General features: G+C 68.0%; 25 protein-coding genes and 1 tRNA gene. 12 read left to right on the top strand and 14 right to left on the bottom strand.

What is annotated here, in order from left to right; all coding sequences use genetic code 11:
- Positions 1 to 3: 3 nt before the first annotated feature.
- Positions 4 to 777 (top strand): ATP-binding cassette domain-containing protein, encoded by a 774-nt coding sequence (locus tag V5D55_RS17195; RefSeq protein ID WP_435745345.1) that lies wholly within the window; start codon positions 4 to 6, stop codon positions 775 to 777.
- 98 nt (positions 778 to 875) lie between these two features.
- Positions 876 to 951 (top strand) — tRNA-Asn (locus tag V5D55_RS17190).
- Positions 952 to 990: 39 nt separating this feature from the next.
- Here V5D55_RS17190 and V5D55_RS17185 read toward each other — a convergent pair.
- The 3 genes from V5D55_RS17185 to V5D55_RS17175 are packed head-to-tail and all read right to left on the bottom strand — an operon-like array spanning position 991 to position 3,650.
- A complete protein-coding gene (locus V5D55_RS17185) occupies positions 991 to 1,884 on the bottom strand; it encodes a dihydrodipicolinate synthase family protein (protein ID WP_435745343.1) in 894 nt (297 codons plus the stop codon).
- Positions 1,885 to 1,929: 45 nt separating this feature from the next.
- A complete protein-coding gene (locus tag V5D55_RS17180; protein WP_435745341.1) occupies positions 1,930 to 2,634 on the bottom strand; it encodes an SAM-dependent methyltransferase in 705 nt (234 codons plus the stop codon).
- Positions 2,631 to 3,650, bottom strand: a complete 1,020-nt coding sequence (locus tag V5D55_RS17175) for an NAD(P)/FAD-dependent oxidoreductase (protein WP_435745338.1) — start codon at positions 3,648 to 3,650, stop codon at positions 2,631 to 2,633. The genes V5D55_RS17180 and V5D55_RS17175 overlap by 4 nt, the downstream gene beginning before the upstream one ends.
- Positions 3,651 to 3,717: 67 nt before the next feature.
- Here V5D55_RS17175 and V5D55_RS17170 point away from each other — a divergent pair, with 67 nt between their 5' ends.
- Complete coding sequence (locus V5D55_RS17170; RefSeq protein WP_435745336.1) at positions 3,718 to 4,296, top strand: helix-turn-helix domain-containing protein; 579 nt, start codon at positions 3,718 to 3,720, stop codon at positions 4,294 to 4,296.
- Between the two features lie 51 nt (positions 4,297 to 4,347).
- Here V5D55_RS17170 and V5D55_RS17165 read toward each other — a convergent pair whose 3' ends face one another.
- Positions 4,348 to 4,854 (bottom strand): septum formation family protein, encoded by a 507-nt coding sequence (locus tag V5D55_RS17165; protein ID WP_435745334.1) that lies wholly within the window; start codon positions 4,852 to 4,854, stop codon positions 4,348 to 4,350.
- A 141-nt stretch (positions 4,855 to 4,995) separates the two neighbouring features.
- Positions 4,996 to 5,562 carry a peptide deformylase gene (def, locus tag V5D55_RS17160; RefSeq protein ID WP_435745332.1) on the bottom strand — a complete coding sequence of 189 codons (567 nt, stop codon included), beginning with the start codon at positions 5,560 to 5,562 and terminating at the stop codon, positions 4,996 to 4,998.
- Between the two features lie 43 nt (positions 5,563 to 5,605).
- Here def and V5D55_RS17155 point away from each other — a divergent pair, with 43 nt between their 5' ends.
- Entirely contained in the window at positions 5,606 to 6,652 is a 1,047-nt protein-coding gene (locus V5D55_RS17155) for a DMT family transporter (RefSeq protein ID WP_435745329.1), read from the top strand.
- Between the two features lie 3 nt (positions 6,653 to 6,655).
- Here the strand turns inward: V5D55_RS17155 and pgl are convergent, their stop codons facing one another.
- The 6 genes from pgl to tkt are packed head-to-tail and all read right to left on the bottom strand — an operon-like array spanning position 6,656 to position 14,776.
- Positions 6,656 to 7,435 carry a 6-phosphogluconolactonase gene (pgl, locus tag V5D55_RS17150; protein WP_435745327.1) on the bottom strand — a complete coding sequence of 260 codons (780 nt, stop codon included), beginning with the start codon at positions 7,433 to 7,435 and terminating at the stop codon, positions 6,656 to 6,658.
- Between the two features lie 5 nt (positions 7,436 to 7,440).
- A complete protein-coding gene (locus V5D55_RS17145) occupies positions 7,441 to 8,376 on the bottom strand; it encodes a glucose-6-phosphate dehydrogenase assembly protein OpcA (RefSeq protein WP_435745325.1) in 936 nt (311 codons plus the stop codon).
- Positions 8,373 to 9,923: a glucose-6-phosphate dehydrogenase gene (zwf, locus tag V5D55_RS17140; protein WP_435745323.1), complete on the bottom strand. Its 1,551-nt coding sequence runs from the start codon at positions 9,921 to 9,923 to the stop codon at positions 8,373 to 8,375. The genes V5D55_RS17145 and zwf overlap by 4 nt, the downstream gene beginning before the upstream one ends.
- 22 nt (positions 9,924 to 9,945) lie before the next feature.
- Complete coding sequence (locus V5D55_RS17135; protein ID WP_435745320.1) at positions 9,946 to 11,553, bottom strand: glucose-6-phosphate isomerase; 1,608 nt, start codon at positions 11,551 to 11,553, stop codon at positions 9,946 to 9,948.
- Positions 11,550 to 12,662, bottom strand: a complete 1,113-nt coding sequence (gene tal / locus V5D55_RS17130) for a transaldolase (RefSeq protein ID WP_435745318.1) — start codon at positions 12,660 to 12,662, stop codon at positions 11,550 to 11,552. The genes V5D55_RS17135 and tal overlap by 4 nt, the downstream gene beginning before the upstream one ends.
- Positions 12,659 to 14,776 (bottom strand): transketolase, encoded by a 2,118-nt coding sequence (tkt, locus tag V5D55_RS17125; RefSeq protein ID WP_435745315.1) that lies wholly within the window; start codon positions 14,774 to 14,776, stop codon positions 12,659 to 12,661. The genes tal and tkt overlap by 4 nt, the downstream gene beginning before the upstream one ends.
- 258 nt (positions 14,777 to 15,034) lie before the next feature.
- Here tkt and V5D55_RS17120 point away from each other — a divergent pair, with 258 nt between their 5' ends.
- Positions 15,035 to 15,940, top strand: a complete 906-nt coding sequence (locus tag V5D55_RS17120) for a heme o synthase (RefSeq protein ID WP_435745313.1) — start codon at positions 15,035 to 15,037, stop codon at positions 15,938 to 15,940.
- Positions 15,941 to 16,025: 85 nt separating this feature from the next.
- Here V5D55_RS17120 and V5D55_RS17115 read toward each other — a convergent pair whose 3' ends face one another.
- Both V5D55_RS17115 and V5D55_RS17110 read right to left on the bottom strand, forming a co-directional pair.
- On the bottom strand, positions 16,026 to 16,517 hold the full coding sequence (locus tag V5D55_RS17115) for a hypothetical protein (protein WP_435745311.1): 492 nt from the start codon (positions 16,515 to 16,517) through the stop codon (positions 16,026 to 16,028).
- 65 nt (positions 16,518 to 16,582) lie between these two features.
- A complete protein-coding gene (locus V5D55_RS17110; protein ID WP_435745309.1) occupies positions 16,583 to 17,704 on the bottom strand; it encodes a COX15/CtaA family protein in 1,122 nt (373 codons plus the stop codon).
- Between the two features lie 235 nt (positions 17,705 to 17,939).
- On the opposite strand from V5D55_RS17110, the gene sufB reads away from it, so the two are divergent.
- From sufB to V5D55_RS17075, 7 genes are read left to right on the top strand one after another with little or no spacing between them, the layout of a single operon-like run.
- Entirely contained in the window at positions 17,940 to 19,358 is a 1,419-nt protein-coding gene (gene sufB, locus V5D55_RS17105) for a Fe-S cluster assembly protein SufB (protein ID WP_435745306.1), read from the top strand.
- On the top strand, positions 19,359 to 20,564 hold the full coding sequence (sufD, locus tag V5D55_RS17100) for a Fe-S cluster assembly protein SufD (protein ID WP_435745304.1): 1,206 nt from the start codon (positions 19,359 to 19,361) through the stop codon (positions 20,562 to 20,564).
- On the top strand, positions 20,561 to 20,887 hold the full coding sequence (locus tag V5D55_RS17095; RefSeq protein ID WP_435745302.1) for a non-heme iron oxygenase ferredoxin subunit: 327 nt from the start codon (positions 20,561 to 20,563) through the stop codon (positions 20,885 to 20,887). The genes sufD and V5D55_RS17095 overlap by 4 nt, the downstream gene beginning before the upstream one ends.
- A complete protein-coding gene (gene sufC / locus V5D55_RS17090; protein WP_435745300.1) occupies positions 20,888 to 21,658 on the top strand; it encodes a Fe-S cluster assembly ATPase SufC in 771 nt (256 codons plus the stop codon).
- A gap of 9 nt (positions 21,659 to 21,667) precedes the next feature.
- Positions 21,668 to 21,997, top strand: a complete 330-nt coding sequence (locus V5D55_RS17085) for a metal-sulfur cluster assembly factor (protein WP_028501690.1) — start codon at positions 21,668 to 21,670, stop codon at positions 21,995 to 21,997.
- 2 nt (positions 21,998 to 21,999) lie between these two features.
- A complete protein-coding gene (locus V5D55_RS17080; protein WP_435745298.1) occupies positions 22,000 to 23,154 on the top strand; it encodes a MalY/PatB family protein in 1,155 nt (384 codons plus the stop codon).
- Entirely contained in the window at positions 23,151 to 24,521 is a 1,371-nt protein-coding gene (locus tag V5D55_RS17075; protein WP_435745296.1) for an MFS transporter, read from the top strand. Before V5D55_RS17080 ends, V5D55_RS17075 begins: the two co-directional genes overlap by 4 nt.
- Here the strand turns inward: V5D55_RS17075 and V5D55_RS17070 are convergent.
- A complete protein-coding gene (locus tag V5D55_RS17070; protein ID WP_435745294.1) occupies positions 24,484 to 25,065 on the bottom strand; it encodes a TetR family transcriptional regulator in 582 nt (193 codons plus the stop codon). The genes V5D55_RS17075 and V5D55_RS17070 overlap by 38 nt on opposite strands.
- Between the last annotated feature and the right edge of the window lie 15 nt (positions 25,066 to 25,080).

The following is a 25,080-nucleotide window of genomic DNA, read 5'->3' as shown; positions in this document are numbered from 1 at the left end:
GTCATGTCCCGTAGGCCCGAATCCACCAACGCGATCGATTGCTCCGACCTGGTGATCGACCGGATCGGGCACGGCACACCCACCAGGGCCGTCGACGGGGTGACCTTCTCCCTCGCGCCCGGGGGATTGATCTGCGTGGCCGGTCCGACCGGCTCCGGGAAGTCGACCCTGGTCGCGGCTCTCGCCGGTTCCACCGATCCGTCGGTGCGCGTCGCGGGCGGGCGCGCCACCGTGTGCGGTGTCGATGTCCGCAAACCGGGCCGCAAGCATCGGATCCTCACGTATCGGACCGGGTTCGTCCCGCAGGGTGCAGGCGCCGACCTCCCGCCCCGGCTGACGGTGAACGAAGTGATCGCGGAGCCGATCCTGATCCGGGAGCGGCGGGTGAACTCCAAGGCGCTGTCGATCAGGGTCGCAACCCTTCTCGACGAGTTGCACCTCCCGCTCGGCACCGCCGCGAAGTTCCCGTACGAGCTGAGTGCGGGGATGCGCCAGCGCGTGGCCATCGCGCGCTCGTTCATCCTGGAGCCGAAGGTGCTCATCGCCGACGAGATCCTCGCGAACCTCGACCTCGAGGTGCGGCCCGTGGTCTTCGACGCGATCACCCGGCGTCGCAAAGAGGAGTCGATGGCGGCCCTGCTGGTCACCAATGACGCAGCATTCATCCGTGAACTGAACGCCGAGACGCTGATGCTCCGCGGTGGTCACGTGGTGGCGCGCGGGGTCGGCAAGGATCTCCTGTGGGCGCCGAACGCCGAGTCGGATTCGGGGCACTGATTCGCGACACGCCCGGAGGCGCCAAGATGCCCCTCGCTGTCACGAGCAGGGCCTGGAGTTTGCTAGGCTTGTCGAGTTGCCCGCGCAGCGGAGCACATTCCTCGGTAGCTCAATTGGCAGAGCAGCCGGCTGTTAACCGGCAGGTTCTTGGTTCGAGTCCAAGCCGGGGAGCCAATATGGCCCGGAACTCTTGAGTTCCGGGCCATTCCCTTTTCAGGATCCGAGTTCGAGGTCGCGGATGACGTTCGCGACCCGTGCTCGCGCGTCGGCGCGGAGGCCCCGCACCGGCCGGGGAAGGCATTCCGGTGCCACGACCTCGAGGTGTTCGGCGATCGCCGCCGTCACCCGGTATCCGCCGTATTCGGTGAACAGCGCCCACAGCGGGTCCAGGCGGGCGGACTCGGCTGTGGCTGCGGCGTCGTCACCGGCTTGAGCGGCTCGGGTGATCGTCATCGCGGGATGGGGGAGCAGTCCCCCGATCACGGAGTACCAGGCGTCGCATCCCGCCTTCAGTCCGGTTGCGGCGAGCCAGTCCCCGGAGACGCCGATCGAGACCGAAGCGGGGATGCGATCGCGGATGGCACTCACGCGTGCTGCCGCCTCCTGTGGGTCTGAGGGAACGCCGGGGATCTTGATCGATGCCACGTTCGGCAGGGTTGCGATGCGTGCGTAGAGGTCGTCGGTGAAGGTGACGTGCGTCGTGCGGGGGTTGTCATAGACGACGAGCGGGACCGAGAGGCCGGCCGTCACGTCCTCGAAGAGGCCGAACACCTCGTCGGCGTCGAGCGCCTGGTAGGTCACCGGCGCGAGGAGCACGGCGCTTGCGCCGGCATCCTGCGCATCGTCGGCAAGGCGCTGCACCTCGGAGGTGCGGAGAGCGCCGATGCCGACCATGACAGGGACGTCGCCCGCGGCCCTCACCGCGGTCTGGGTGACCCTGTGGCGCTCGTCGCGGTCGAGGTACAGGTACGAACCCGTTGAACCCAGTGCGGTGATCGCGTCGACGTCGGCAGCGACCAGACGCTCGATGAGGCCGACGTAGGCCGCCTCATCGAACGCGTCATCGCGCAACGGGGTGAGCGGGAAGGCGCTGAGACCCGAGAACATGGACGCTCCTCTGCTGCGGCGCGGGTGCGAAGAGTTCGCGCACGCTCAGTGAGGATAACGCGGACGATCGCCATCTCCCGGCATCGGCGTCCCGCGCCGCACGCGGAGCACAGCATCGACGAGGGTCACCGTGCTGCCATCACGCCACGTCGCAGACCGGTCCACGAGGGCGCTGGTCTCGGTGACCCAGTCCTCATTCAGATCGAGCGACGAGAGTACCTCGTCGGGTGTCGGCAGGGGAGGCCCATCGTGCTGATGGTGGTCGAGAGCGGAGCCCGGAGGCATCGCGCCGTGCCCGACGACGAGCAGCCGTCCACCGGGTGCGACCGCTGCTGCCGCGCGGCGTAACACGTCCTCGCGGGGAAGCTCGACGGGTGAGTGCAGGAACGCGGACGTGACGAGATCGAACGGCGACGACGCCTGCCAAGTGGAAAGGTCTGCCTGCAGCCATTCGATGCGATCGGCGAATCCCGCCCGCACGGCTTCGGCGGCGCCGACGGCCAGTGCCGTCGCCGAGATGTCGACCGCCGTAACCTTCCATCCGTGGGCGGCGAGCCACAGCGCGTCTCCGCCCTCCCCGCATCCGAGCTCGAGAGCCGAACCGGGTGTCAGCGTGGCGACCTCTCGTGCCACCGCCTCGTTGACGCGGCCACTCCACACGCGGCCGTCATCACCCCGATTGGACTGATAGCGAGTCTCCCAGAATGCTTCAGGATCGGCCGCCGGATCCGACTCGTGGCGCGCGGTCATCGCTGCGCGCCCAGCTCGCCGGTGACCTGCGCGGTCGCTGCGGCGACGTCGAGCGCGACGAGCTCCCCGTTCAGGGCGAGCGCGGCGGTGGCACCGGAACCGGCGGCGATCGGAACCAGCGCAGCCGGATTCGCGGCGTTGCCGACGGCCCAGACGCCCGGAATGCTCGTCCTCCCGAAGGCGTCGACCGCCGGCCAGGCGCCGAACGGGGTCTCGACGCGCTCCGCGCCGAGCTGCTGCAGTGGGCCGTCCAGGGCGACGAGAGCCGGTTCGGCGAAGACCACGTCGACGGCGGTCGTCGTCCCATCGGCGAGCTCCAGGCCGGTGAGGATGCCGTCGCGGCTGATCACCCGTGCGACGGCGCGATCCTCCACCCGCATGCCACGCGCCCCGAGCACCCGCAGATCCGCCTCGGGAATGGTGCCGGCGAGGTGGGTGAACACCGTGATGTCGCTCGAGTAGGACCGCAGCATGTGTGCTTTGTGGAGACCGGTGGCGGAGCCGGCGAGCACGCCGATCGTGCGGCCAGCGGCCTCGTAGCCATCGCAGTACGGGCAGGCGACCACGCCGCGGCCCCACTGTTCGGCCAGGCCGGGCACGGCCGGAAGCTGGTCTCGAGCACCGGTGGCGACGACGAGCTGGCGGCCGGTGGCGCGCGCACCGTCTTCGGTCGTCACCTCGAATCCATCCGAGATCTTGCGCGCAGCGGTCGCGCGGGCGTTCGCGATCACTCCGTCGACGGCCCGCACTTCGCGGTATCCGTCCGCGACGAGGTCGAGAGGCGAGTATCCGTCTCGACTGAGCACACCGTGCATGTGCGGCGCGAAGCGGTTGCGCGGCTCCTGCGCGTCCAGCACCAGCACGCGGCGGCGTGCTCGGGCGAGGATGAGCGCTGCGCTCAGGCCGGCCGCTCCACCGCCGATGATGATGACGTCCCAGTGCTCGTCCGAGATCGGTCCGCTCGCGAGCTTGACGGAACGTGCGGATGCGGATGCGGGGGAGTGTGCGTCGGTCATGAATCCAGATTGCGAGTGTGCTACCGTTTCGGCAAATATTCATGCCGAATCAGCAAGATGGAGATTCATGCCCGACGACTCGCTCGCCTTCATCGGACCCCGTCTCAAGGCCTGGCGGGAGAAGCGCAGCATGACCCTCGCGGAGCTCTCCGCGCTCACCGACATCTCACCGAGCACGCTCTCACGATTGGAGGCAGGCAAGCGCGCACCGAACCTCGAGCTCCTGGTGCCGATCGCCCGCGCGCTCGGACTCGGACTCGACGACCTCGTTCCGCGCGCGGTGCCGGACCCTCGGGTGTCGCGCAAGACCAGCACCGTGGGCGGCATCCGCTACGAGTCGCTGTCGCCGGCGTCGAGTCCTGTGCAGACCTACAAGGTCACCTTTCCCGCGCATCAGGCGGGGGTCACGGCTGTTCCGCAGCCCAAGGTGCACGACGGACAGGAGTGGCTCTACGTGATGTCAGGACGCCTCCGCCTGGTGCTGGGCGACCAGGACGTCACGCTCGGTCCAGGGGAGGCTGCGGAGTTCGACACGCGCGTTCCGCACTGGCTCTCCGCCGCCGGAACCGCTCCCGCGGAGATCCTCTCCATCTTCAGCAAAGAGGGCAAGCGCATCCATCTGCGTGCGCGGCCGACGAGCCCCTGACGCAGAAAAGGCCCCGCCGGTCGGCGGGGCCTTTTCCGATACGTGGTGAGATCAGCGCGCTGCGCCCTTGAGGGAAACCTCGACGGGGCCGGCGGGGTCGCTGACCACGCACTGGATCACGCGGTCGTTCATCTCGTCCCAGGTGCGCTTCGTCGGGGTGATGGGGTACACCTCGAGCGTCGAGTCGTCGTACGCGACGCCGACGAAGTCGGTGAAACCGGCACCGATGCATTCCTGCGAAGCCGCGTCCACGGCCTCCTCGGAGAACTCGCCGTCTTCCATCTTGAACTCGTAGTAGACCTCTTCGTCGTGCGACTCGGTGCACGGCACGACGTCGACGTCCTGGATCTCGCCGGTGGCGCTGGCCATCTTGCAGTCGCCGACCTTGAGCGCGAACACTCCGATGTTCGCGCTCTCGGTGACCTGACCGGTCTCCTCGTTGCGGTCGGCGTCGCCGGAACCGCTGCCGAGAATGCTGTTGATCGCGCTACAGCCGCTCAGGGCGACGGAGAGCGCCACCGCGGCCCCCGCCAGCATCAGAGCGCGTCGCGTGCGCATTTTCATCATGATTGTTGTCCCCTCCACAGAGCCTCTTGGTGCGCGGGCATGCGAAGAAGAAGCCCGCCGCGATCACGCTATCCGCCCGGAACTCTGTGACGCAACTCCGAAAGTACTGTGGTGCGCCTGGGAGGTCTTGTCTCAGCCCTCGAGGTCGTCGACTCCGGGAAGCCAGCTCGCGCCCGGTCTGCCCCATCCGCGCTTGCGCGCGATCTTCTGTGCGGTCTTCCAATCGGAGTCGGAGAGACGATCGACGTACAGGATGCCGTCCAGGTGATCGAACTCGTGCTGCATGATGCGCGCGCGCCAGCCGTCGACGTCGATCGTGACCGGCTGTCCGTCCAGATCGGTCGCGGTCACGTGCACGCGCTCCGAGCGCCGCAGCGGGAATCGCTCTCCGGGGAACGAGAGGCAGCCTTCGGACTCGAGATCCGGGTCGGGGTCTCCCGGCTCGAGCGGAGCGATCCACAGCACCGGGTTGATGAGCACGCCCCGCCATGGCTGGTCGTCGTCATCCGTGTAGTTGTACGTGTAGATCCGCAGCGGCACGCCGACCTGAGGGGCCGCGAGCCCGACGCCGGGCGCGGTATCCATGGTCTCGAACATGTCGGCCACAAGAGTGCGGACGTCGTCGGTGATCTCTTCGACGAGGGATGCGGGGGAGTGCAGGACGGGGTCACCCATGATGCGAATCGGAAGTACAGCCACGTCACAACCCTAGTCGGCACGGGTCTCCGGGTAGGGTCGTAGTGTGAGCGTTGGGGTATGGGCAAACACGGCCGAAGAGGTCGGCGATCAGCTCGTCGGCGCCTTCCAGAACCCGGGGCTGCTGCTCGGTATCCCGCTGGCTCTCGCCGGTGCGGTGTTCATGTCGCTGGGCGCGCAGTATCAGCACCGCGGGGTCGAGAAGGTCGAGCGTCTGAGCGGAGCCGATGGCGCCGCCGGACTCACGTTCAGCCAGATCAAGGCCCTGCTCACCCGGCCGTCGTGGATCCTCGGCACGCTCATGCTCGTGCTCGCGATCGTGTGTCAGCTCGCCGCCCTGGTGAAGGCGCCGCTCATCGTCGTGCAGCCGCTCGGCGCGATCGCGCTCGTGATCACCACGCTGCTGAACGCGCGCATCTCCGGGCACTCACCGACCAAGAAGTCGCTCACCGCGATCATCTTCTGCGTGGGCGGCATCTTCCTGTTCGTCTTCTTCGCGGCGATCTATGCCACCGAGAAGGAGGTCACCGAACGCGAGCTGTTCGTGATCCTCGCCTTGCTCCTCGTCGTGATCATCGTCCTCGGAGCGTGCTGGCTGGTCCTGCGCCACCGGATGCGCGCCCTGTTCTACGTCATCGGCGCCGGCATCCTCTACGGTTTCGTCGCCACTCTCGCGAAGGTCGTGATCAAGCGCATCGAGGCCAGTCAGTTCGAGTGGATCACCGCGGTCTGCGTCCTCGCGCTTCTCGCCGCAGCCTCGGTCGGCGCCTACTTCGTGCAGACGGCCTACAGCTCGGGCCCACCCGACCTCGTGATCGCGGGGCTCACGGTCGTCGACCCGCTGATCGCCGTGCTGATCGGAATGATCGTCCTGGGCGAGGCCGCAGCGGCTCCGTGGTGGGTGCTCATCATCTTCGCCGCCGCCGGTGCCATTGCTGTCTGGGGCGTCGTCAACCTGGCCCGGTACCACCCGCAGGTGCTCAGCGACAGCCAGGAGCTGGGAATAGAGCGGGGGAGCACTCCGGCTCCAGGGTCGTCTGCGAGTGCCGATTCGCCGCATTCCGAGTCGCAGAATCGGCCCGACCTGCCGTAGTCGTCAGTACGCCTGGTCGATCAGATCCGGTGAGACCTCGGAGGCCGCTGCCTCGTCGACGAAGAACACCGTGCGCTTGCGGCCCTTCGCACCGGCAGCAGGCACGCTCGTGTAGCTCGCGCCGGCGAGGGCGAGGCCGAGGGCGGAAGCCTTGTCGGCTCCGGTGAGGACGAGCCAGACGCGCTTCGACGAGTTCAGCACCGGACGTGTCAGCGTGACGCGCTCGGGCGGTGGCTTCGGAGAGTTGCGCACGGGCAGCGCGGCGGCATCCGTGACGGTGACCTCCGGCCGATCCGGGAAGAGGGATGCGATGTGGCCGTCCGGTCCGACGCCGAGGAAGCAGACGGCGAACGAGGGCCAGGGGTTCTCATCGTTACCGAACCTGGCGAGCTCGGCGGCATAGGCCGCGGCGGCTTCGTCGAGCGTGAGCCCGTCGTCGGAACCGGCGACCTCGTGCACGTTCTCGGCTGGCACCGGGATGTGGTCGAGCAGCGCCTGGCGGGACTGCACCGAGTTGCGATCGGCGTGTTCGCGCGGCACGAACCTCTCGTCGCCCCACCAGAAGTGCACGAGCGACCAGTCGATGTCGGACGCGCGCGGGTGTGCGGCGGACGCGCTCAGCACGGAACCGCCCATGGAACCGCCGGTCAGGGCGATGTGGGCGATCCGGCCGTTGCGAGTGCGCGCACGGACACGGGTGAGGAAGCGATCAGCGACCCGGGTGGCGAGAGCAGCAGGTGTGGCTTCCACCACGACCCGCTTCTCTGCGGACGATACCTGCATCGACTTCACTCTCCAGTCTCGGGCGGACCCAGCTTCTCCCAGCCCTCGGTGATCACTCGACCGTACAGGACATCGGGGTCGAGCCGACGCAGCTCCTCGGCCAGGCACTCGCGGAGCGTCCGGCGAGGCAGGTGCAGATCGTGGTTCGGCTGATCCGGCTGCGTGAGCACCGCGACGCCCGGGGTGGGACGCTCGAGCAGGATGTCACCGGACTCCCGGGTGAGGCGCACCGACTTGATGCCCTCCTGCCAGTGGTCGGGATCCTCGTACGACCAGCTCACCGGAACGTCGAGCGCCATCTGCAGCCAGGCCGCGAGAAGAGCCGTCGAGGGGGAAGCGGCAGCGCCGCGCACCTCGACCTCGGTGATCGACTCGTACGGCGGCTGGTCGAGGACCGCCGCCAGCTGCTCGCGCCAGTGCGTCAGACGCGTCCATGCCAGGTCGGTGTCGCCGGGGGCATGGGTGCGACCGAGCAGCGCGAGCCGGTCGCGCACATCCGAAGCCGTGGCGGCATCCGTGATCCGTCGCTGGGCGATCTTCCCCAGCGGCGACGTCGCGGGCGACTCAGGAGCCTCCTCAGGCCACCAGGCGACCACGGGGGCATCGGGGAGGAGAAGCCCGGTGAGCAGGCTCTCTTCGTTGCTGGCGGCGTCTCCGAAGGCACGGAGCACGACGACCTCGCTGGCGCCGGCGTCGCCGCCGACGCGGATCTGCGCATCCAGACGGGACTCACCGTCGCCGGTGGTGAGCACGATGACGCGCATCGGATGCTCACGCGAGGCGTCGTTCGCCGCGTCGATGGCAGCCTCGGCCACGCCGTTGCGCGCCGAGATGACGAGGGTGAGCACGCGACCGAGGGCGACAGCGCCGCCTTCTTCACGCACCTTGACGAGCTGCTTCGCGACCTGGCTGACGGTCGTGTCGGGAAGGTCGATGATCACGGTCGTCTCCAGACTCGTCCGTCGCGGGCCAGCAGGTCGTCGGCGGATGCCGGACCCCACGAGCCGGGCGCGTACTGCTCGACCGGGCCGCCGACGGCCGCCCAGTACTTCTCCACGGGGTCGAGGATCTTCCAGGAGAGCTCGACCTCCTCGTGCCGCGGGAACAGCGGCGGATCGCCCAAGAGCACATCGAGGATGAGTCGCTCGTACGCCTCGGGGCTCGCCTCGGTGAAGGCGTGACCGTATCCGAAGTCCATGGTCACATCGCGGACGTTCGAGCCGCTGCCCGGCACCTTCGAGCCGAAGCGGATGGTGACGCCCTCGTCGGGCTGCACGCGGATGACGAGAGCGTTCTGACCGAGCTCGGACGCGTTGCCGCGCCCGAACAGGTGCTGCGGGGCGCGGTTGAAGACCACAGCGATCTCGGTGACTCGTCGGCCCAGGCGCTTGCCGGTGCGCAGGTAGAACGGCACACCCGACCAGCGACGCGTGTCGATCTCGAGCTTGATCGCCGCGAACGTCTCGGTCGTCGATTCGGGGTTCATGCCGTCTTCGGCCAGGAAGCCGGTGACCTGCTCGCCGCCCTGCCATCCGCCGTCGTACTGCCCGCGGGCGGTGGCGAGGGCGAGGTCCTCCGGCACATGAACGGCCGCCAGCACCTTCTCCTTCTCGGCGCGCAGATGCTCGGCCGAGAGACTGATCGGCTCTTCCATCGCGGTCAGCGCGAGGAGCTGGAGCAGGTGGTTCTGGATGACGTCGCGTGCTGCTCCGATGCCGTCGTAGTAGCCGGCACGCCCGCCGACGCCGATGTCCTCGGCCATGGTGATCTGCACGTGGTCGACGTAGTTACGGTTCCAGATCGGCTCGTACAGCTCATTGGCGAAGCGCAGTGCCAGGATGTTCTGCACCGTCTCCTTGCCGAGGTAGTGATCGATGCGGAAGATCGAGTCGGCTGGGAAAGCCACCTCGAGCGCGGCGTTCAGCGCCCGCGCGGATTCGAGGTCGTGCCCGAACGGCTTCTCGATGACGACGCGGCGCCAGTTCTCGTCATCGTCGGCATCTTCCCCGACCAGACCGGAGTCCTTCAGCTGCTTCGCCACCAGCGGGAAGTCCCGCGGCGGGATAGACAGGTAGTAGGCATGGTTGCCCATCGTGCCGCGTTCCACATCGAGCTTCTCGACGGTCTCCCGGAGCTTCCGGAAGGAATCGGGATTGTCGAACTCGCCGGAGACGAAGCGGATGCCCTGCAGCAGCTGCTCCCAGGTCTCCTCGCGGAACGGCGTTCTGGCGTGCTGCTTGACGGCGTCATAGACGACCTGCGCGAAGTCCTGGTCCTCCCAGTCGCGCCGGGCGAAACCGACCAGGGCGAACCCGGGCGGAAGCAGGCCACGGTTGGCGAGGTCGTAGACCGCGGGCATCAGCTTCTTGCGTGAGAGGTCTCCGGTGACGCCGAAGATCACGAGGGCGCTGGGCCCCGCGATCCGGTTGAGACGGCGATCGTCGGGGTCACGCAGCGGGTTGTGCCCGCGCGAGATGGGAACAGACATCGGTGGGGGAATCTCCTGCTGTCTACTTCTGAGCGGCTTCGAAGAGGGCGAGCACGTCGTCGGAGGACTCGGTGATCGTGAGCGAGACGACCGGACGGCCGTGCTCGGCGAGAACACCGGCATCGCCGGCAGCCTGCGCCTGGATGAGCTGCCCGAACGTGAAGGGACGCTCCGGGATCTCGAGGTCGACGTCGGTGCGCTCGAGGATCTGCAGGAACACTCCCTGCGCCGGTCCGCCCTTGTGGTACTGACCGGTCGAGTGCAGGAACCGTGGTCCCCAGCCGAACGTCGTCGGGCGACCCGAGTCGGCGGCGACGAGCTCGCGCAGGCCCTGGAGCTGCGGAACCTCGAGGCGGTTGACGTATGCCTGGATCGACACGTAGCCGTCTTCGGCGAGCTGCGCCCAGAGCGCGTCGAGCACGCCCTCGACGGTGCCGGAGGCAGCCAGAGCCGGATCGGACACGCGCACCTCGACGCCGTTCTCGACGAACGCGGGAGCCGTCGGCTCCGGGCGGGCGTCGAGCAGCCCGCGGGCAGCGATCTTCGCGGACTCCACGTCAGGCTGGTCGAACGGGTTGATCCGCAGCAGGTGACCGGCGATCGCGGTGGCGTACTCCCACACGATGAGCTGGGCACCGAGCGAGCCGCTGACGAGGATCTCGCCCTTGTGGCGCTCGTGCAGGTGGAACTCGTTCGCGTCGTCGACCAGGCGGACGATCTGCAGATCAGCAGGCTTCGAGTCGAGCTCCGGCGAGACCGGGAGCAGGACGACCGGGAGGATGCCGGTGCCGTCCTTGCCCGTGGACTCGGCGATGAGCTGCTCGATCCAGTCGGGCAGACCGTTGATGTGCGTGCCATCGGTGACCAGACCGAGCTTGTCGCGGCGAGGGTTGGTCGCGGCGATCGCCGCGCCGAGCCGGAGCGCGGGGTTCTCGGCGGAGTCGACGGCCACCTCGAGCAGCGAGGCCTCAGCCTCGTTGAGGAGCTCGTCGATGTCGGCGCCGGCGAGGCCGGAGGGCACCAGTCCGAAGGCGGTGAGCGCCGAGTAGCGGCCACCCACGTTCGGGTCGGCGTTGAAGACGCGGTAGCCGGCCTCGCGGGCCGAGGCGTCGAGCGGCGAGCCCGGGTCGGTCACGACGACGATGCGCTCGGTCGGGTCGATGCCCAGGTCGCGGAACGCCGCCTCGAAGGTGCGGCGCTGCGAGTCGGTCTCGACCGTGGAACCGGACTTCGACGAGACGACCAGCACCGTGTCGGCGAGGCCCTCGTCGAGCGCGGCCAGCACCTGGCCGGGCGCCGTCGAGTCGAGGATCGTCAGCGGCACGCCGGCCGTCTGGGCGATGACCTCGGGTGCCAGCGATGAGCCGCCCATGCCGGCGAGCACGACGCGCGTGACGCCCTTGGCGTGCAGGTCGTCACGGAGCGCCGTGATCTCCGCCACGAGCGGGCGCGAGATCGAGACGGCCTCGACCCAGCCGAGACGCTTCGTCGCCTCGGCCTCGGCGTCAGGACCCCAGAGGGATGCGTCGCCGCCGGTGATGCGGGAGGCGATCAGATCGTGGACGAGGCTGGGCACAGTCTCGTCGATGGCTGCGCGTGCCGCACCCGACGTGTGGATCGAGAAGGTCATCGCTGCGCCTCGAGCGCCTCGGTGACCTGTCCGAGCAGGTCGTGCCAGGAGTCGATGAACTTGGCGACTCCCTCGTCCTCGAGCACCTGGGTGACGTCGTCGAGGTCGATGCCGACCTCGGCGAGATCTGCGAAGACCTGGTGAGCCTCTGCGTAGCCGCCCGTGATGGTGTCGCCGGTGACGACGCCGTGATCGAACGTGGCCTCGAGCGTCTTCTCGGGCATCGTGTTCACGACGCCGGCCGCGACGAGCTCGGTGACGTAGAGCGTGTCGGGCAGGTTCGGGTCCTTCACGCCGGTCGACGCCCACAGCGGACGCTGCAGGTTCGCACCGAGCGCGATCAGGTCCTGCGCGCGCTTCTCGGCGAACTTCTGCTCGAAGAGTTCGTACGCCAGACGGGCGTTGGCGAGACCGGCCTTGCTCTTGAGAGCCTTGGCCGCGTCGGTGCCGATCGCGTCCAGGCGCTTGTCGGTCTCGGTGTCGACGCGCGACACGAAGAACGAGGCGACCGAGTGGATGCTCGACAGGTCGAAGTCGGCGCCGTGCGCACGCTCCAGGCCGGTCAGGTACGCGTCGATGACGTCGGCGTAGCGCTCGAGGCTGAAGATGAGCGTGACGTTGACGCTGATCCCCGCCGCGATCGCCTCGGTGATGGCGGGCAGGCCGGCCTTCGTCGCCGGGATCTTGACCAGGAGGTTCGGGCGGTCGACCTTGGCCCACAGTTCCTTGGCGGAGGCGACGGTGCCGGCGGTGTCGTGCGCGAGGTCGGGGGAGACCTCGATGGAGACGCGACCGTCGACGTGGTTCGACTTCTCCCACACGGGGCGGAACACGTCGAGCGCGGCCGCGACGTCCTGCGTCGTGGCCGCGAAGACAGCCTCCTCCGCGCTGGCGCCGGAGGCAGCGAGCTCGGTGACCTGCGCGTCGTACGACGTGTTGCTCTTGTCGGTGATCGCGTTGGCGAAGATGGTCGGGTTCGTGGTCACGCCGACGATGTTGCGGGACTCGATCAGCTCGGCGAGGTTGCCCGAGGAGATGCGGGTGCGGGACAGGTCGTCGAGCCAGATGCTGACACCTGCGGCGGCGAGCTGTGCGGTGGGGGTGCTCATGCGTTCTCCTTGGTTCTGTTTGCTGCGATGGTCTCGCGTGCGGCCGCGATGACGGCCTCGGTGGTGATGCCGAACTTCTCGAACAGGGTCTTGTAGTCGGCGGAGGCGCCGAAGTGGTCGATGCCGACCGAGCGCCCGCGGTCGCCGACGATTCCGCGCCAGCTGAGCACGGAGCCCGCCTCGACGGAGACGCGGGCGGTGACGGAGGCCGGCAGCACGCTCTCGCGGTACGCCTCGTCCTGCTCGTCGAACCACTCCAGCGAGGGGGCGGACACGACGCGGACGTTCACGCCCTCGGCGGCAAGCGCTTCGCGCGCGTTCACGGCGAGCTGCACCTCCGAACCGGTGGCGATGATGATCACGTCGGGCGTGCCGTTCGGTGCCTCGGCGAGCACGTACGCACCCTTGACGGCCTCCGATGCCGAGGCGAAGGAGTCACCGGATGCTGCGCCATCGCCGCGCTCGAACACCGGGATGTTCTGGCGGGTCAGGGCGATCCCGGTCGGACCCTCGTGGCGGCGGAGGATCTCGAGCCAGGTGACCGACGTCTCGTTGGCGTCGGCGGGCCGCACGAGGGCGAAGTTCGGGATGGCGCGGAGCGTCGCGATCTGCTCGACCGGCTGGTGCGTCGGGCCGTCCTCGCCGAGAGCGACCGAGTCATGGGTCCAGACGAAGATGCTCGGCACGTTCATCAGCGCGGCGAGACGCACCGAGGGGCGCATGTAGTCGCTGAAGATGAGGAACGTGCCGCCGAACGCGCGGGTCTTCCCGTGCAGCACGATGCCGTTGACGATCGCGCCCATGGCGTGCTCGCGGATGCCGAAGTGGAGCACCCGGCCGTAGGGGTTGCCCGACCATTCGTGGGTCGACCACTCGGCGGGGATGAAGGACGGCGCGCCCTTGATCGTGGTGAGGTTCGACTCGGCGAGGTCGGCCGAACCGCCCCACAGCTCGGGGAGCTCAGCGGCGAGGGCGTTGATGACCTGGCCGGACGCGGCGCGGGTCGAGACCTCCTTGCCGCTCTCGAACACCGGAAGGGCCGCGTCGATGTCGGCGGGCAGCTCACCGGCTTCGAGACGGTCGAGCAGCTTCTTGCGCTCGGGGTTGGCCGCGGCCCAGGCGTCGAAGGACTCCTGCCACGCGGCACGGGCCTCCGCGGAGCGAGCGGCGAGGCCGCGGGTGTGCTCGATCACGTCGTCGGCGACCACGAAGCTCTGCTCGGGGTCGAAGCCGAGCACCTTCTTGGTGGCGGCGAGCTCGTCGGCGCCGAGGGCCGAGCCGTGGATCTTGCCGGAGTTCTGCTTGCCCGGCGACGGCCAGCCGATGATCGTCTTGAGGATGATCAGCGACGGCTTCGAGGTCTCGCCCTTGGCGGCCTCGATCGCGGAATACAGCTCGGCGACGTCTTCGACGTACTCGCCGGTCTTCTTCCAGTCGACGACCTGCACCTGCCAGCCATAGGCCTCGTAGCGCGCGGCGACGTCTTCCGTGAAGGCGACGTTTGTGTCGTCCTCGATGGAGATCTGGTTGGAGTCGTAGATCGCGATCAGATTGCCGAGCTGCTGGTGGCCGGCCAGCGAGGATGCCTCGCTGGTGACGCCCTCCTGCAGGTCGCCGTCCCCGGCGATCGTGTAGACGAAGTGATCGAACGGGCTGGTGCCTGCCGCGGCATCCGGGTCGAACAGACCGCGCTCGTAGCGTGCGGCGTACGCGAAGCCCACGGCCGAGGCGAGCCCCTGACCCAGCGGGCCGGTGGTGATCTCGACGCCCTTGGTGTGGCCGTACTCGGGGTGGCCGGGGGTGAGCGAACCCCACGTGCGGAGCGCCTTGAGGTCTTCGAGCTCGAGGCCGAAACCGCCGAGGTAGAGCTCGACGTACTGGGTGAGCGAGGAGTGCCCGACCGAGAGGATGAACCGGTCGCGGCCCAGCCAGTCGGTGTCGGTCGGGTCGTGACGAAGAACCCGCTGGTAGAGGAGATAAGCCGCCGGCGCGAGGCTCATCGCGGTGCCGGGGTGACCGTTGCCGACCTTCTCCACAGCGTCAGCCGCCAGGATCCGTGCGGTATCCACCGCGCGCCGATCGATCTCTTCCCACTGCAATTCCGACACGTTCATGCCCTTCTCCAACAGATCGAGAGCACCCGGGAAAGCACGATCGCGGTCCGCATCGTTACGGAGTAGGTGTGATGAGCGCCGGGCGCGCGAGTCTTTTCAGCATAGCCCTGTGGGTCGCCCGGTTACCCCGTTTTACGTCGCTTCACATCGTCGGGAGAGCGGTTGTGAAGCGGCCGTGGGCGGAGGATGACGGCCGGTGTGCCATAGACTGGAAGGGCTGTCGTGACGCGTGCGGAGGAGGCGATCGATATCTCGACGATGTCTGATCAGACCGTTGTGAAGAAAACCATCGGTCGCACCGTGAAGGCGTACATCACCCTCACCAAGCCTCGTGTGCTCGAGCTGCTGCTCGTCTCGACGGTTCCGGTGATGTTCCTGGCTCAGGGCGGGCTTCCCGACCTCTGGTTGGTTCTCGCGACCGTCATCGGCGGTTCGCTGAGCGCAGGTTCTGCCGCGGCGTTCAACATGTATCTCGACCGCGACATCGACGCGCACATGCACCGCACCGCGAACCGTCCTCTGGTCACGGGCGAAGTGACTCCGCGCGGTGCGTTGATCTTCTCGTGGACGCTCGCCGTCGTCTCGACCGTGTGGCTCGCGCTCACCACGAACTGGCTGGCGGCAACGCTCTCGGCCGTCGCCATCTTCTTCTACGTCGTGATCTACACGATGATCCTCAAGCGCCGCACCGAGCAGAACATCATCTGGGGCGGTATCGCCGGCTGCTTCCCGGTGCTGATCGGCTGGTCCGCGGTCACCAGTTCGCTCGACTGGCCGGCTTTCATCCTGTTCCTGCTCGTCTTCCTCTGGACGCCGCCGCACTACTGGCCGCTGTCGATGAAGTACAAGAACGACTACGAGGACGTCGACGTCCCGATGCTCGGAGTCACGCGCAATGCGTCTCAGGTCGGCCTCCAGGTCATCCTGTACGCGTGGGCGACGGTCGCCTGCTCGCTGCTGCTCGTCCCCATCGCGAACATGGGCCTCGTCTACACGGTGTCGGCTCTCGTCTTCGGCGGCTGGTTCATCTACGAGTCGCACCGCCTCTACAACCGTGCGGTGCACGGCACCGAGGCGCGGCCGATGCGGGTCTTCCACGCGTCGATCACCTACCTGACGCTGATCTTCGTCGCCGTCGCGCTCGATCCGCTGCTGCCGTTCTGAGCGACGACCATCCGGTCTGACGCTGTCGTCGTGACGAAACGACGAAGCGGCGCCGATCGCTCGACGCCGCTCCGGAGTTCGGTGGTCAGCGCGTGACGGCCGGTGCCTTCTCGTTGACATCCTTCTCGTCGACATCCTTCTCGTCGACGTCCTGCTCGGCGTCGGCATCCGTCTCCGCGTCGTCCGCGACATCGACGGGCTCAGCGTCGGCGGTGACGTCGACGGGCTGTTCCTCGGCCGCCGGCGAGGTCTCGAGGACCTCGGGGGTGCCGTCGGGCTGGGCCGTCCAGTCGATCGTCTCGACGACGGCCGGAGCGGGGGAGGGAACCAGCGACCGCGCGGCAACCAGTCCGAGGGTCAGCAGGATGCCGATGATTCCGGCGGCGAGCACGCCGGCGCCCACGACGACGAGCGATTGCCCGACGTAGACCTCGATGCCGGTGGCCGTGCCATCCAGCAGCGTGGTCGTCATCGTGCCGATCTGGCCGGAGATGAGCCAGGCGCCGACTCCCGTCGTGGCGAGGGACACGACCAGGAGGAGCCAGAATCCGATGCTTCGTGTGAGTGACTTGTTCATGCGTGCCACGATCCCCGACGCACCGATGAGACCCCGATGCGGGTCCTATGGATCGGCTGTGCGGGTCACTCCGCGGGAGTCACCGGGCGCTTGAGATGCAGCACCACGACCGTGTACGCCGCGGCCGACAGCGATGCGAGCACCATGTGGATCCCGACCAGCAGCGGCGGGAGTCCTTCGCGGGCCTGCCAGACGCCGACCCCGACCTGCACGGCGATCGCGATGACGAGCACGAGCAGCCAGCGGCGCGGCTTCAGGTGGAGGATCCACGCCGCGACCGCCAGCACGAGGACGAGCCCGGCGAGGATGTAGCCGGGCCACGAGTGCACGTGGGCGAGGATCGTGGCATCGAACCCGTGCCGCTCGACCTCGGCGTCACCGGAGTGCGGCCCTGAACCCGTGGTCAGCACGCCGAACACGATCGTCACCGCCAGAGCGAGCCCCGTGACGTGGGTGAGGATCGCGAACCACTTCGGCACGGCGCGCTCGCGCGGGCCGGGTGCGGCGTACAGGCGCACGAGGAATGACGCCGTCACGCAGACGAGCAGCAGCGACGAGACGTAGTGGAACCCGACGATGAACGGGTTGAGCCCTGTGAGCACGGTGATGCCGCCGACGAACGCCTGAGCGATGACGCCGACCAGAGTGATCCAGGCCGGCACCGTCAGGTCGCGCCGATCGTTCGAGGCCCGCACGGACCGCACGGCCGCGATGATCGTCACGAGCAGCAGCACCGCGGCCGCGACGGGGAACGCGAGATCTTTGTCGAAGAACTGAACGATCGCATACGCGCCGCCCGCTGCGACGATCCCACCGCCGGCGAACCACAGCGCGGTGGTCAGTGTGCGTCGGCCGCTGATCAGGTGCAGCACCAGCAGCACCACGGCGATCGCGATGATCCCGACCACGCCGGTCATCATCCGGTTGCCGAACTCGATCATCCCGTGGATGCCCTGCTCGGGCGTGGGCACGAGAGATTCCGGCGTGCACAGCGGCCACTCCGAGCATCCGAGTCCCGAACCGGTGAGGCGCACCGCGCCGCCGGTGCCGATGATGATCGTCTCCGTGACGAAGGACAGCCACGCGAAGATGCGCAACGCGCGGCCCCACCCGACGGTGCTGAGCGCGCCGGTGCTCTGCGCACCACCCGTGATCGTCGGGGCGGCGGGGAACTTCGTGTCGGGCATGGGTCCTCCGGACCGGGCTGACTCGGCGGGCACGGCCCGGTTGTCAGGCGAAACCTGTAGAATCGGATTGTTGCGATGAGCGCTGACAGCGCTGATGCATCGACAACAGTTTAGGCGCGATGAATGCGCCGGTGATGAGGGCCCAACCAACGGCACACACTCCCGCAGACTCGACGGGGATCACGTGTGCCGGGGCGGATGACACCGTTTCGGGACCTGTTGAGGAGAGTGTGAGATGTCGGATGTGCTGATCGACCGCCCAGAGCTGGACAGCCTGGGGGTGTACGAGTTCGGCTGGCACGATGAGGATGCCGCCGGAGCCATTGCGAAACGCGGAATCTCGGAAGAGGTGGTCCGCGGGATCTCGGCTCTCAAGCACGAGCCCGAATGGATGCTGAAGACCCGTCTCAAGGGCTACCAGCTCTTCGGCAAGAAGCCGATGCCGACCTGGGGTGCAGACCTCAGCGAGATCGACTTCGACAACATCAAGTACTTCGTCCGTTCCACGGAGAAGCAGGCGCAGACCTGGGAAGACCTTCCGGTCGAGATCCGCGAGACCTACGAGCGCCTCGGCATCCCCGAGGCCGAGCGTCAGCGCCTCGTGGCCGGCGTCGCCGCCCAGTACGAGTCCGAGGTCGTCTACCACCAGATCCGCGAGGACCTGGAGCAGCAGGGCGTCATCTTCATGGACACCGACACGGCGCTGCGCGAGCACCCCGAGTTCTTCGAGGAGTACTTCGGCACGGTCATCCCGGCCGGAGACAACAAGTTCGCCGCCCTCAACACGGCAGTCTGGTCGGGCGGGTCTTTCGTCTACGTCCCCAAGGGCGTGCACGTCGAGATCCCGCTGCAGGCGTATTTCCGGATCAACACCGAGAACATGGGCCAGTTCGAGCGGACCCTGATCATCGCCGACGAAGACAGCTACATCCACTACATCGAGGGCTGCACGGCTCCGATCTACAAGTCGGACTCGCTGCACTCGGCCGTGGTCGAGATCATCGTGAAGAAGAACGCCCGCGTGCGGTACACGACGATCCAGAACTGGTCGAACAACGTCTACAACCTCGTCACCAAGCGTGCAGTCGCGCATGAGGGCGCGACCATGGAGTGGGTCGACGGCAACATCGGCTCCAAGGTGACGATGAAGTACCCGTCGATCTACCTGATGGGCGAGCACGCCAAGGGCGAGACGCTCTCGGTCGCTTTCGCCGGTCCCGGCCAGCACCAGGACGCCGGCGCGAAGATGATCCACATGGCGCCGTACACGCAGTCGTCGATCGTGTCGAAGTCGATCGCTCGTGGCGGTGGCCGAGCAGGCTACCGCGGCGAGGTTCGAGTGGACGCGAACGCGCACCACTCCGCGAACACCGTGCGGTGCGATGCGCTGCTCGTCGATACCAAGTCGCGCTCGGACACTTATCCGGCGATCGACATCCGCGTCGACGACGTGCAGCTCGGCCACGAGGCAACGGTCTCGAAGGTCAGCGAGGAGCAGCTGTTCTACCTGCAGTCCCGCGGCATGCCCGAGGACGAGGCGATGGCGATGATCGTGCGCGGCTTCATCGAGCCGATCGCGCGCGAGCTGCCGATGGAGTACGCGATGGAGTTGAACAAGCTCATCGAGATGGGCATGGAAGGCAGTGTCGGCTAGATGACGGCTCAGGCTACGGCGTCCGCAGGGACGCAAGATACGAACGCGCACATCGACCCGGCCGCCCAGGTGGCCGCTGCCGGATTCGTGCCGGTGCAGACCCGCTCCCAGCGGCCGCACTCCTACGAGCCGGCCGACTTCGGCGCGCCCAGTGGCCGTGAGGTCAACTGGAAGCACACGCCCGTCGCGAAGCTGACCTCGCTGTTCGCCGTCGCGTCCCCGAACGACGGGGTGCGCTACGAGTTCAGCGCGGGAGAGCAGTACGTGTCTTCACCGCTCGCCATCGGCGCCGCGCCGCGTGGCGAGGTCTTCCTCGGGGAGGACGTCACGGCGGCCATCGCCTGGCAGGGCTCCTCTGAGGCGATGCACATCCGCATCCCGCGCGAGGAGGAGGTCGCCGAGCCCGTCTTCGTGTCGATCACCGGCCTCGGCGCCGACCAGCGTGCCGACGCGCACATCGTGATCGAGGCGCTCGAGCACAGCTCCGCCACCGTGGTGCTCCAGCACACCGGTTCGGTGCAGTACGCGCAGAACGTCGAGATCATCGTGCGCGATGGCGCGACGCTCACGGTCATCAGCCTGCAGCAGTGGGAGGATGACGCGGTCCACGCGGCCGCGCACCAGGCCAGAGTCGGCGCGGATGCGACCCTCAAGCACTTCGTCGTCAGCTTCGGCGGCGGCGTCGTGCGGGTCAACCCGAATGTCGAGCTGGCGGGTGCCGGTTCCGAGGGGTACCTGTACGGGCTCTCCTATGCGGATGCCGGGCAGCACCTCGAGAGCCAGGTCTACCTGCACCACAAGGGTCCGCGCACCAAGGGCGACGTCCTCTACAAGGGCGCCCTGCAGGGTGCCGGTGCGCACAGCGTCTGGATCGGCGATGTCCTCATCGGCGCCGACGCGAACGGCACCGACTCGTACGAGGCCAACCGCAACCTGGTCCTCACCGAGGGCGCCCGCGCCGACTCGATCCCGAACCTCGAGATCGAGACCGGTGACATCCTCGGAGCAGGACACGCGAGTGCGACCGGTCGTTTCGACGACGAGCAGCTCTTCTATCTGCAGGCGCGCGGTATCTCCGAAGAAGAGGCGCGTCGGCTCGTCGTGCTCGGCTTCCTCACCGACATCGTGCAGCGCCTCGGCATTCCGGCGCTCGAGACCGAGCTGCTCGACGCCATCGAGACCGAGCTCGCGGCGGTGAACGGATGACCGCCGAACGCGTCTGCAGCGTCGCCGACCTCGAGCAGGACATGCCCCTGCGTGTCGACCCGGGTGGCGTGGCCATCACCGTGATCAAAGACGGCGAGGGCGTCATCCACGCCATCGGCGATACCTGCACGCACGGCGAGATCTCGCTGTCCGAGGGTTTCGTCGAGGGTGACACCGTGGAGTGCTGGGCCCACGGCTCGGCCTTCTCGCTCACCACCGGCGTGCCCCAGAATCTCCCCGCTTATGAGCCCGTTCCGGTCTACGTCGTCGAGATCGACGGCGACGACGTGCTCATCGACCCGACCGTGACGAAGGAAGTCTGAATGTCTGTTCTCGAGATCCGCGACCTGTTTGTGACGGTCGAGACCGAAGCGGGGGCGACCCCGATCCTCAACGGGATCACGCTCACCATGAACACCGGTGAGACGCACGCGATCATGGGCCCGAACGGCTCCGGCAAGTCGACGCTCGCCTACACGATCTCCGGCCACCCGAAGTACACCGTGACCTCGGGTTCCATCACGTTCGACGGCCAGGACGTCCTCGCGATGACCGTCGACGAACGTGCCCGCGCCGGGCTGTTCCTCGCGATGCAGTACCCGGTCGAGATCCCCGGCGTGACCGTGACGAACTTCCTGCGCACCGCCAAGACCGCGCTCGACGGCGAGGCACCGGCCATCCGCGGCTGGACCAAGGACGTCAAGGCGGCCATGGCGAACCTGCGCATGGACCCCAAGTTCGCGCAGCGCAACGTCAACGAGGGCTTCTCCGGCGGCGAGAAGAAGCGCCACGAGATCCTCCAGCTCGAGGTGCTCAAGCCGAAGTTCGCCATCCTCGACGAGACCGACTCCGGCCTCGACGTCGATGCGCTGAAGATCGTCTCCGAGGGCGTCAACCGCGCCAAGGAGAACACCGGCCTCGGCGTGCTGCTGATCACGCACTACACGCGCATCCTCCGCTACATCCGCCCCGACTTCGTGCACGTGATCGTCGCGGGCAAGATCGTGGAAGAGGGTGGCCCTGAGCTGGCCGATCGGCTCGAGGACGAGGGATACGACCGTTTCCTCGACCCCGCAGCCCCCATCGAGGCGTAGGCTGAACCCATGACAGCGACCCTCACGGACGAGAAGTACGACGCGGTCACCGAGGCTCTGAAGGACGTCATGGATCCCGAGCTCGGGATCAACGTCGTCGACCTCGGACTCATCTACGACCTCGCCTGGGATGACGAGAACGACGCTCTCGTCATCCACATGACGCTCACGAGCGCCGGCTGCCCGCTCACCGACGTTCTCGAGGACCAGACCGCTCAGGCGCTGGACAGCGTCGTCGACCGCTTCCGCATCAACTGGGTATGGATGCCGCCGTGGGGTCCGGAGAAGATCTCCGACGACGGCCGCGACATGATGCGCGCCCTCGGCTTCGCGATCTGAGGATGCTCCGCGTCACAGCCCTGCCACTGGCCGAGCTCCGCGAGCGCAGCAGCGAGAAGTGGCGGGAGTATCCCGCAGACGTGCTTCCGCTTTTCGTCGCGGAGACCGATTTCCCACTCGCTCCGACGATCACCGCGGCGCTGCAGCGCGCCCTCGAGGTCGGAGACACGGGCTACGTCGCGTCTCGCAACCCGCTGGCCGAGAGCTTCGCGGCCTTCGCGGAACGCCGCTTCGGGTGGTCACCTGAACCTGCGCGCATGCGGAGCACCGCGGATGTGAGCATGGGGATCGTCGAACTGCTGCGGCGCGTCACGCAGCCGGGCGATCGGGTGATCGTCACGCCGCCGGTGTACCCGCCGTTCTACGATCTCGTCGCAGAAGCGGGGGCCGAGGTCGAGCGTGTCCCGCTGCGTGACACCGGCACCGCGTGGGAACTCGACCTCGACGGCATCCGTGCCGCGTTCGAAGACGGCGCGACAGCGATCCTGCTCTGCAATCCGCACAACCCCACCGGCACCGTGCACGACGCGGATTCCCTGGCTGCTCTCGCCGAGCTGGCCGAGGAGTTCGGCGCCGCGGTCGTCTCCGACGAGATCCATGCGCCGCTGGTGCAGCCGGATACTCGTTTCACGCCATTCCTCGCATCCGGAGAGGCTGCGCAGCGGGTCGGCTACGCGGTCGTCAGCGCCAGCAAGGCGTTCAACCTCGCCGGGCTCAAGTGCGCGCTCATGGTGACGGCCGACGACGCGACCTCGGCTGTCGTGCGGAGTCTTCCGGTGGAGGTCGAGTGGCGCACGGGGCAGTTCGGGCTCCTCGCCGCCGTCGCCGCGTTCTCCGAGGAGAGCGACGAATGGCTCGACGGGTTGTTGCGCACCCTCGATGAGAACCGTCTCCTGCTGGAAGACCTCCTGGCTTCTCGCCTCCCCGGCGCCCGATACCGCATTCCCGCTGCCGGCTACCTCGCCTGGATCGACCTCTCGTCGCTCGGCTGGGGGGACAATCCGGCACGGCGGATCCTCAAGGACGCGAAGGTCGCGCTGCACTTCGGCCCGGCGTTCGGCGCCGAGGGTGCGGGGCACGTGCGATTGAACTTCGGGACGAGCCCCGAGATCATCACCGAGGCCATCGAGCGCATCGCGGCGCTCGTCGGCCGATGACACTGCCCGAGCCGCCTGCGTCGATCTGGGACCGCCAGCGCATCTGGGTCACCATCGGCGCGGTCGCGCTGATCTTCCTCGCGGCGATCGAGGCCCTGGCCGTCACGACCGTGATGCCCGTGGTCAGCGAGGCGCTCGACGGCAAGGAACTCTATGCCGTCGCCTTCGCCGGGACCCTGGCGACGAGTGTGATCGGCATGGTCGCCGCCGGTGCGTGGGCAGATGCGCGCGGGCCCAGAGGTGCGCTCTACGTCGCCGTGACGCTGTTCGTCGCCGGACTCCTGATCTCGGGCTTCGCCATCACGATGCATCAGTTCCTGGTCGGAAGACTCGTCCAGGGGCTGGGGGCCGGTGGGCAGACCGTCGCGCTGTACGTCGTCGTGGCGCGGCTGTATCCCGCCCATCTGCACGGCCGCATCTTCGCCGCGTTCGCTGCGGCCTGGGTCGTCCCCTCGATGATCGGGCCGTTCCTCGCGGGAGCGGTCGCGGAGTACCTCGATTGGCGCTGGGCGTTTCTGGGCGTCGCCGTGCTCACGGCCGTCGCGTTCGCGATGATCGTCGTCCGCCTGCGTGGCGTCGATCTGGGGAACGGCGAGCCGCAGGACGGGCGCGCTCTGCTCACGCGCCTGCTGCTCGCGGTCGTGGTCGCCGTTCTCGCGGTCGTCATTGGGTTCTCCGCCGACATGCCGTCGAGCGTCCGATGGCCGGTGGCGCTCGGTGCTGTCGCCGTCATCGCCCTCGCTGTGCTCCCGCTGCTCCCTCGGCGCACGCTGCGCGCCGGGCGGGGTCTGCCCAGCGTCGTGCTGATGCGCGGTATCGCGGCAGGGGCGTTCTTCGCTGCCGAGGCCTACATCCCGTACCTGCTGATGGAGCGCTTCGCATTCACGGCGACCTGGGCCGGTGTCGCACTGATGCTCGCCGCGTTCGCCTGGGCCGGAGCATCCGCGGTGCAGGGCCGCTACGGCGAGCGACTGGGAAACCATCGCATCACCCTGATCAGCCTCGGCCTGCTGCTCATCGCGATGGTGTGCGTGCTCACGGCCGCGCTCTTCGGGGTCTCGCCGGTGGTGGTCATCGTCGGGTGGGCCTTCGCCGGGGGTGGCATGGGCCTGCTCTACCCGCGACTCACCGTGCTCACGCTCGCGTACTCCGATGAGACGAATCAGGGCTTCAACTCGTCTGCACTGTCGATCTCCGATGCGACCGGATCAGCCGTCGCGATCGCTCTCGCCGGTCTCGGTGTCGCGACTCTCGGTGGCGGTACGGCGGCATTCAGCGTCGTGTTCGCGTTCGGGATCGTCCTGGTGCTGCTGGCGGTCGTGCCGGGCCTCAGGCTCGGTCACGCGGCGGAGTCACGGACTCCCTGACGGAGCGGGAGATCGCAGTCACGCCGAGATCGAAGACGCGGTCGAGTCCTGCTGTGACGTCTGCCCGACCACCGTCGAGCAGTGCGCCGTGACTGTCGGCGTGCATGCGCTGCTGCACGAGCGTGGCGTGTCCGAGCACGAAGTGCAGGATCGCGGCCGCGCGCTCGTCGACGTCATCGGCACCCGAGCGCCCGAGTTCCGTTGCCAATGCCGTCTGCGCGGGTGACGCGCCGAGCCGCAGAGCGTGGGTGCTGAGCACCAGTTCGGCGCCGTCTCGATACGCGTAGAGCGCATCGCGGATGCCGCGTGCCGTGGTGAGGACGTCGGCTTCCGGTCCGGGGATCGACGAGGTGATGCGATCGGCGAGCTCGGCGAGGAGCTCCTGCTTGCTCGCGAAGTGCCAGTAGAGAGCGCTGGGCTGGACGTCGAGCCGTGCGGCGATGCGCCGCATCGACAGGTCGGCGAGACCCACTTCGTCGAGGAGCCCGAGTGCGGTGCGCGCGACACTGTCACGGTCGTGTCGCGGATTGTGTTCGGGGCTCATGCTCTCACTATAGTG

The organism is Microbacterium sp. PMB16, assembly GCF_051294855.1.
GTDB lineage: Bacteria > Actinomycetota > Actinomycetes > Actinomycetales > Microbacteriaceae > Microbacterium.
The sequence above is the reverse complement of the archived record's forward strand: the minus strand, read 5'-3'. Positions and strand labels throughout refer to the sequence as shown.

Coding starts and splice junctions, on each gene's coding strand:
- V5D55_RS17195 (WP_435745345.1), top strand. CDS start 4: ATGTCCCGTAGGCCCGAATCCACCAACGCGATCGATTGCTCCGACCTG.
- V5D55_RS17185 (WP_435745343.1), bottom strand. CDS start 1,884: ATGTTCTCGGGTCTCAGCGCCTTCCCGCTCACCCCGTTGCGCGATGAC.
- V5D55_RS17180 (WP_435745341.1), bottom strand. CDS start 2,634: ATGACCGCGCGCCACGAGTCGGATCCGGCGGCCGATCCTGAAGCATTC.
- V5D55_RS17175 (WP_435745338.1), bottom strand. CDS start 3,650: ATGACCGACGCACACTCCCCCGCATCCGCATCCGCACGTTCCGTCAAG.
- V5D55_RS17170 (WP_435745336.1), top strand. CDS start 3,718: ATGCCCGACGACTCGCTCGCCTTCATCGGACCCCGTCTCAAGGCCTGG.
- V5D55_RS17165 (WP_435745334.1), bottom strand. CDS start 4,854: ATGCGCACGCGACGCGCTCTGATGCTGGCGGGGGCCGCGGTGGCGCTC.
- pgl (WP_435745327.1), bottom strand. CDS start 7,435: ATGCAGGTATCGTCCGCAGAGAAGCGGGTCGTGGTGGAAGCCACACCT.
- zwf (WP_435745323.1), bottom strand. CDS start 9,923: ATGTCTGTTCCCATCTCGCGCGGGCACAACCCGCTGCGTGACCCCGAC.
- V5D55_RS17135 (WP_435745320.1), bottom strand. CDS start 11,553: ATGACCTTCTCGATCCACACGTCGGGTGCGGCACGCGCAGCCATCGAC.
- tal (WP_435745318.1), bottom strand. CDS start 12,662: ATGAGCACCCCCACCGCACAGCTCGCCGCCGCAGGTGTCAGCATCTGG.
- tkt (WP_435745315.1), bottom strand. CDS start 14,776: ATGAACGTGTCGGAATTGCAGTGGGAAGAGATCGATCGGCGCGCGGTG.
- V5D55_RS17120 (WP_435745313.1), top strand. CDS start 15,035: ATGTCTGATCAGACCGTTGTGAAGAAAACCATCGGTCGCACCGTGAAG.
- V5D55_RS17115 (WP_435745311.1), bottom strand. CDS start 16,517: ATGAACAAGTCACTCACACGAAGCATCGGATTCTGGCTCCTCCTGGTC.
- V5D55_RS17110 (WP_435745309.1), bottom strand. CDS start 17,704: ATGCCCGACACGAAGTTCCCCGCCGCCCCGACGATCACGGGTGGTGCG.
- sufB (WP_435745306.1), top strand. CDS start 17,940: ATGTCGGATGTGCTGATCGACCGCCCAGAGCTGGACAGCCTGGGGGTG.
- sufD (WP_435745304.1), top strand. CDS start 19,359: ATGACGGCTCAGGCTACGGCGTCCGCAGGGACGCAAGATACGAACGCG.
- V5D55_RS17095 (WP_435745302.1), top strand. CDS start 20,561: ATGACCGCCGAACGCGTCTGCAGCGTCGCCGACCTCGAGCAGGACATG.
- sufC (WP_435745300.1), top strand. CDS start 20,888: ATGTCTGTTCTCGAGATCCGCGACCTGTTTGTGACGGTCGAGACCGAA.
- V5D55_RS17085 (WP_028501690.1), top strand. CDS start 21,668: ATGACAGCGACCCTCACGGACGAGAAGTACGACGCGGTCACCGAGGCT.
- V5D55_RS17080 (WP_435745298.1), top strand. CDS start 22,000: ATGCTCCGCGTCACAGCCCTGCCACTGGCCGAGCTCCGCGAGCGCAGC.
- V5D55_RS17075 (WP_435745296.1), top strand. CDS start 23,151: ATGACACTGCCCGAGCCGCCTGCGTCGATCTGGGACCGCCAGCGCATC.
- V5D55_RS17070 (WP_435745294.1), bottom strand. CDS start 25,065: ATGAGCCCCGAACACAATCCGCGACACGACCGTGACAGTGTCGCGCGC.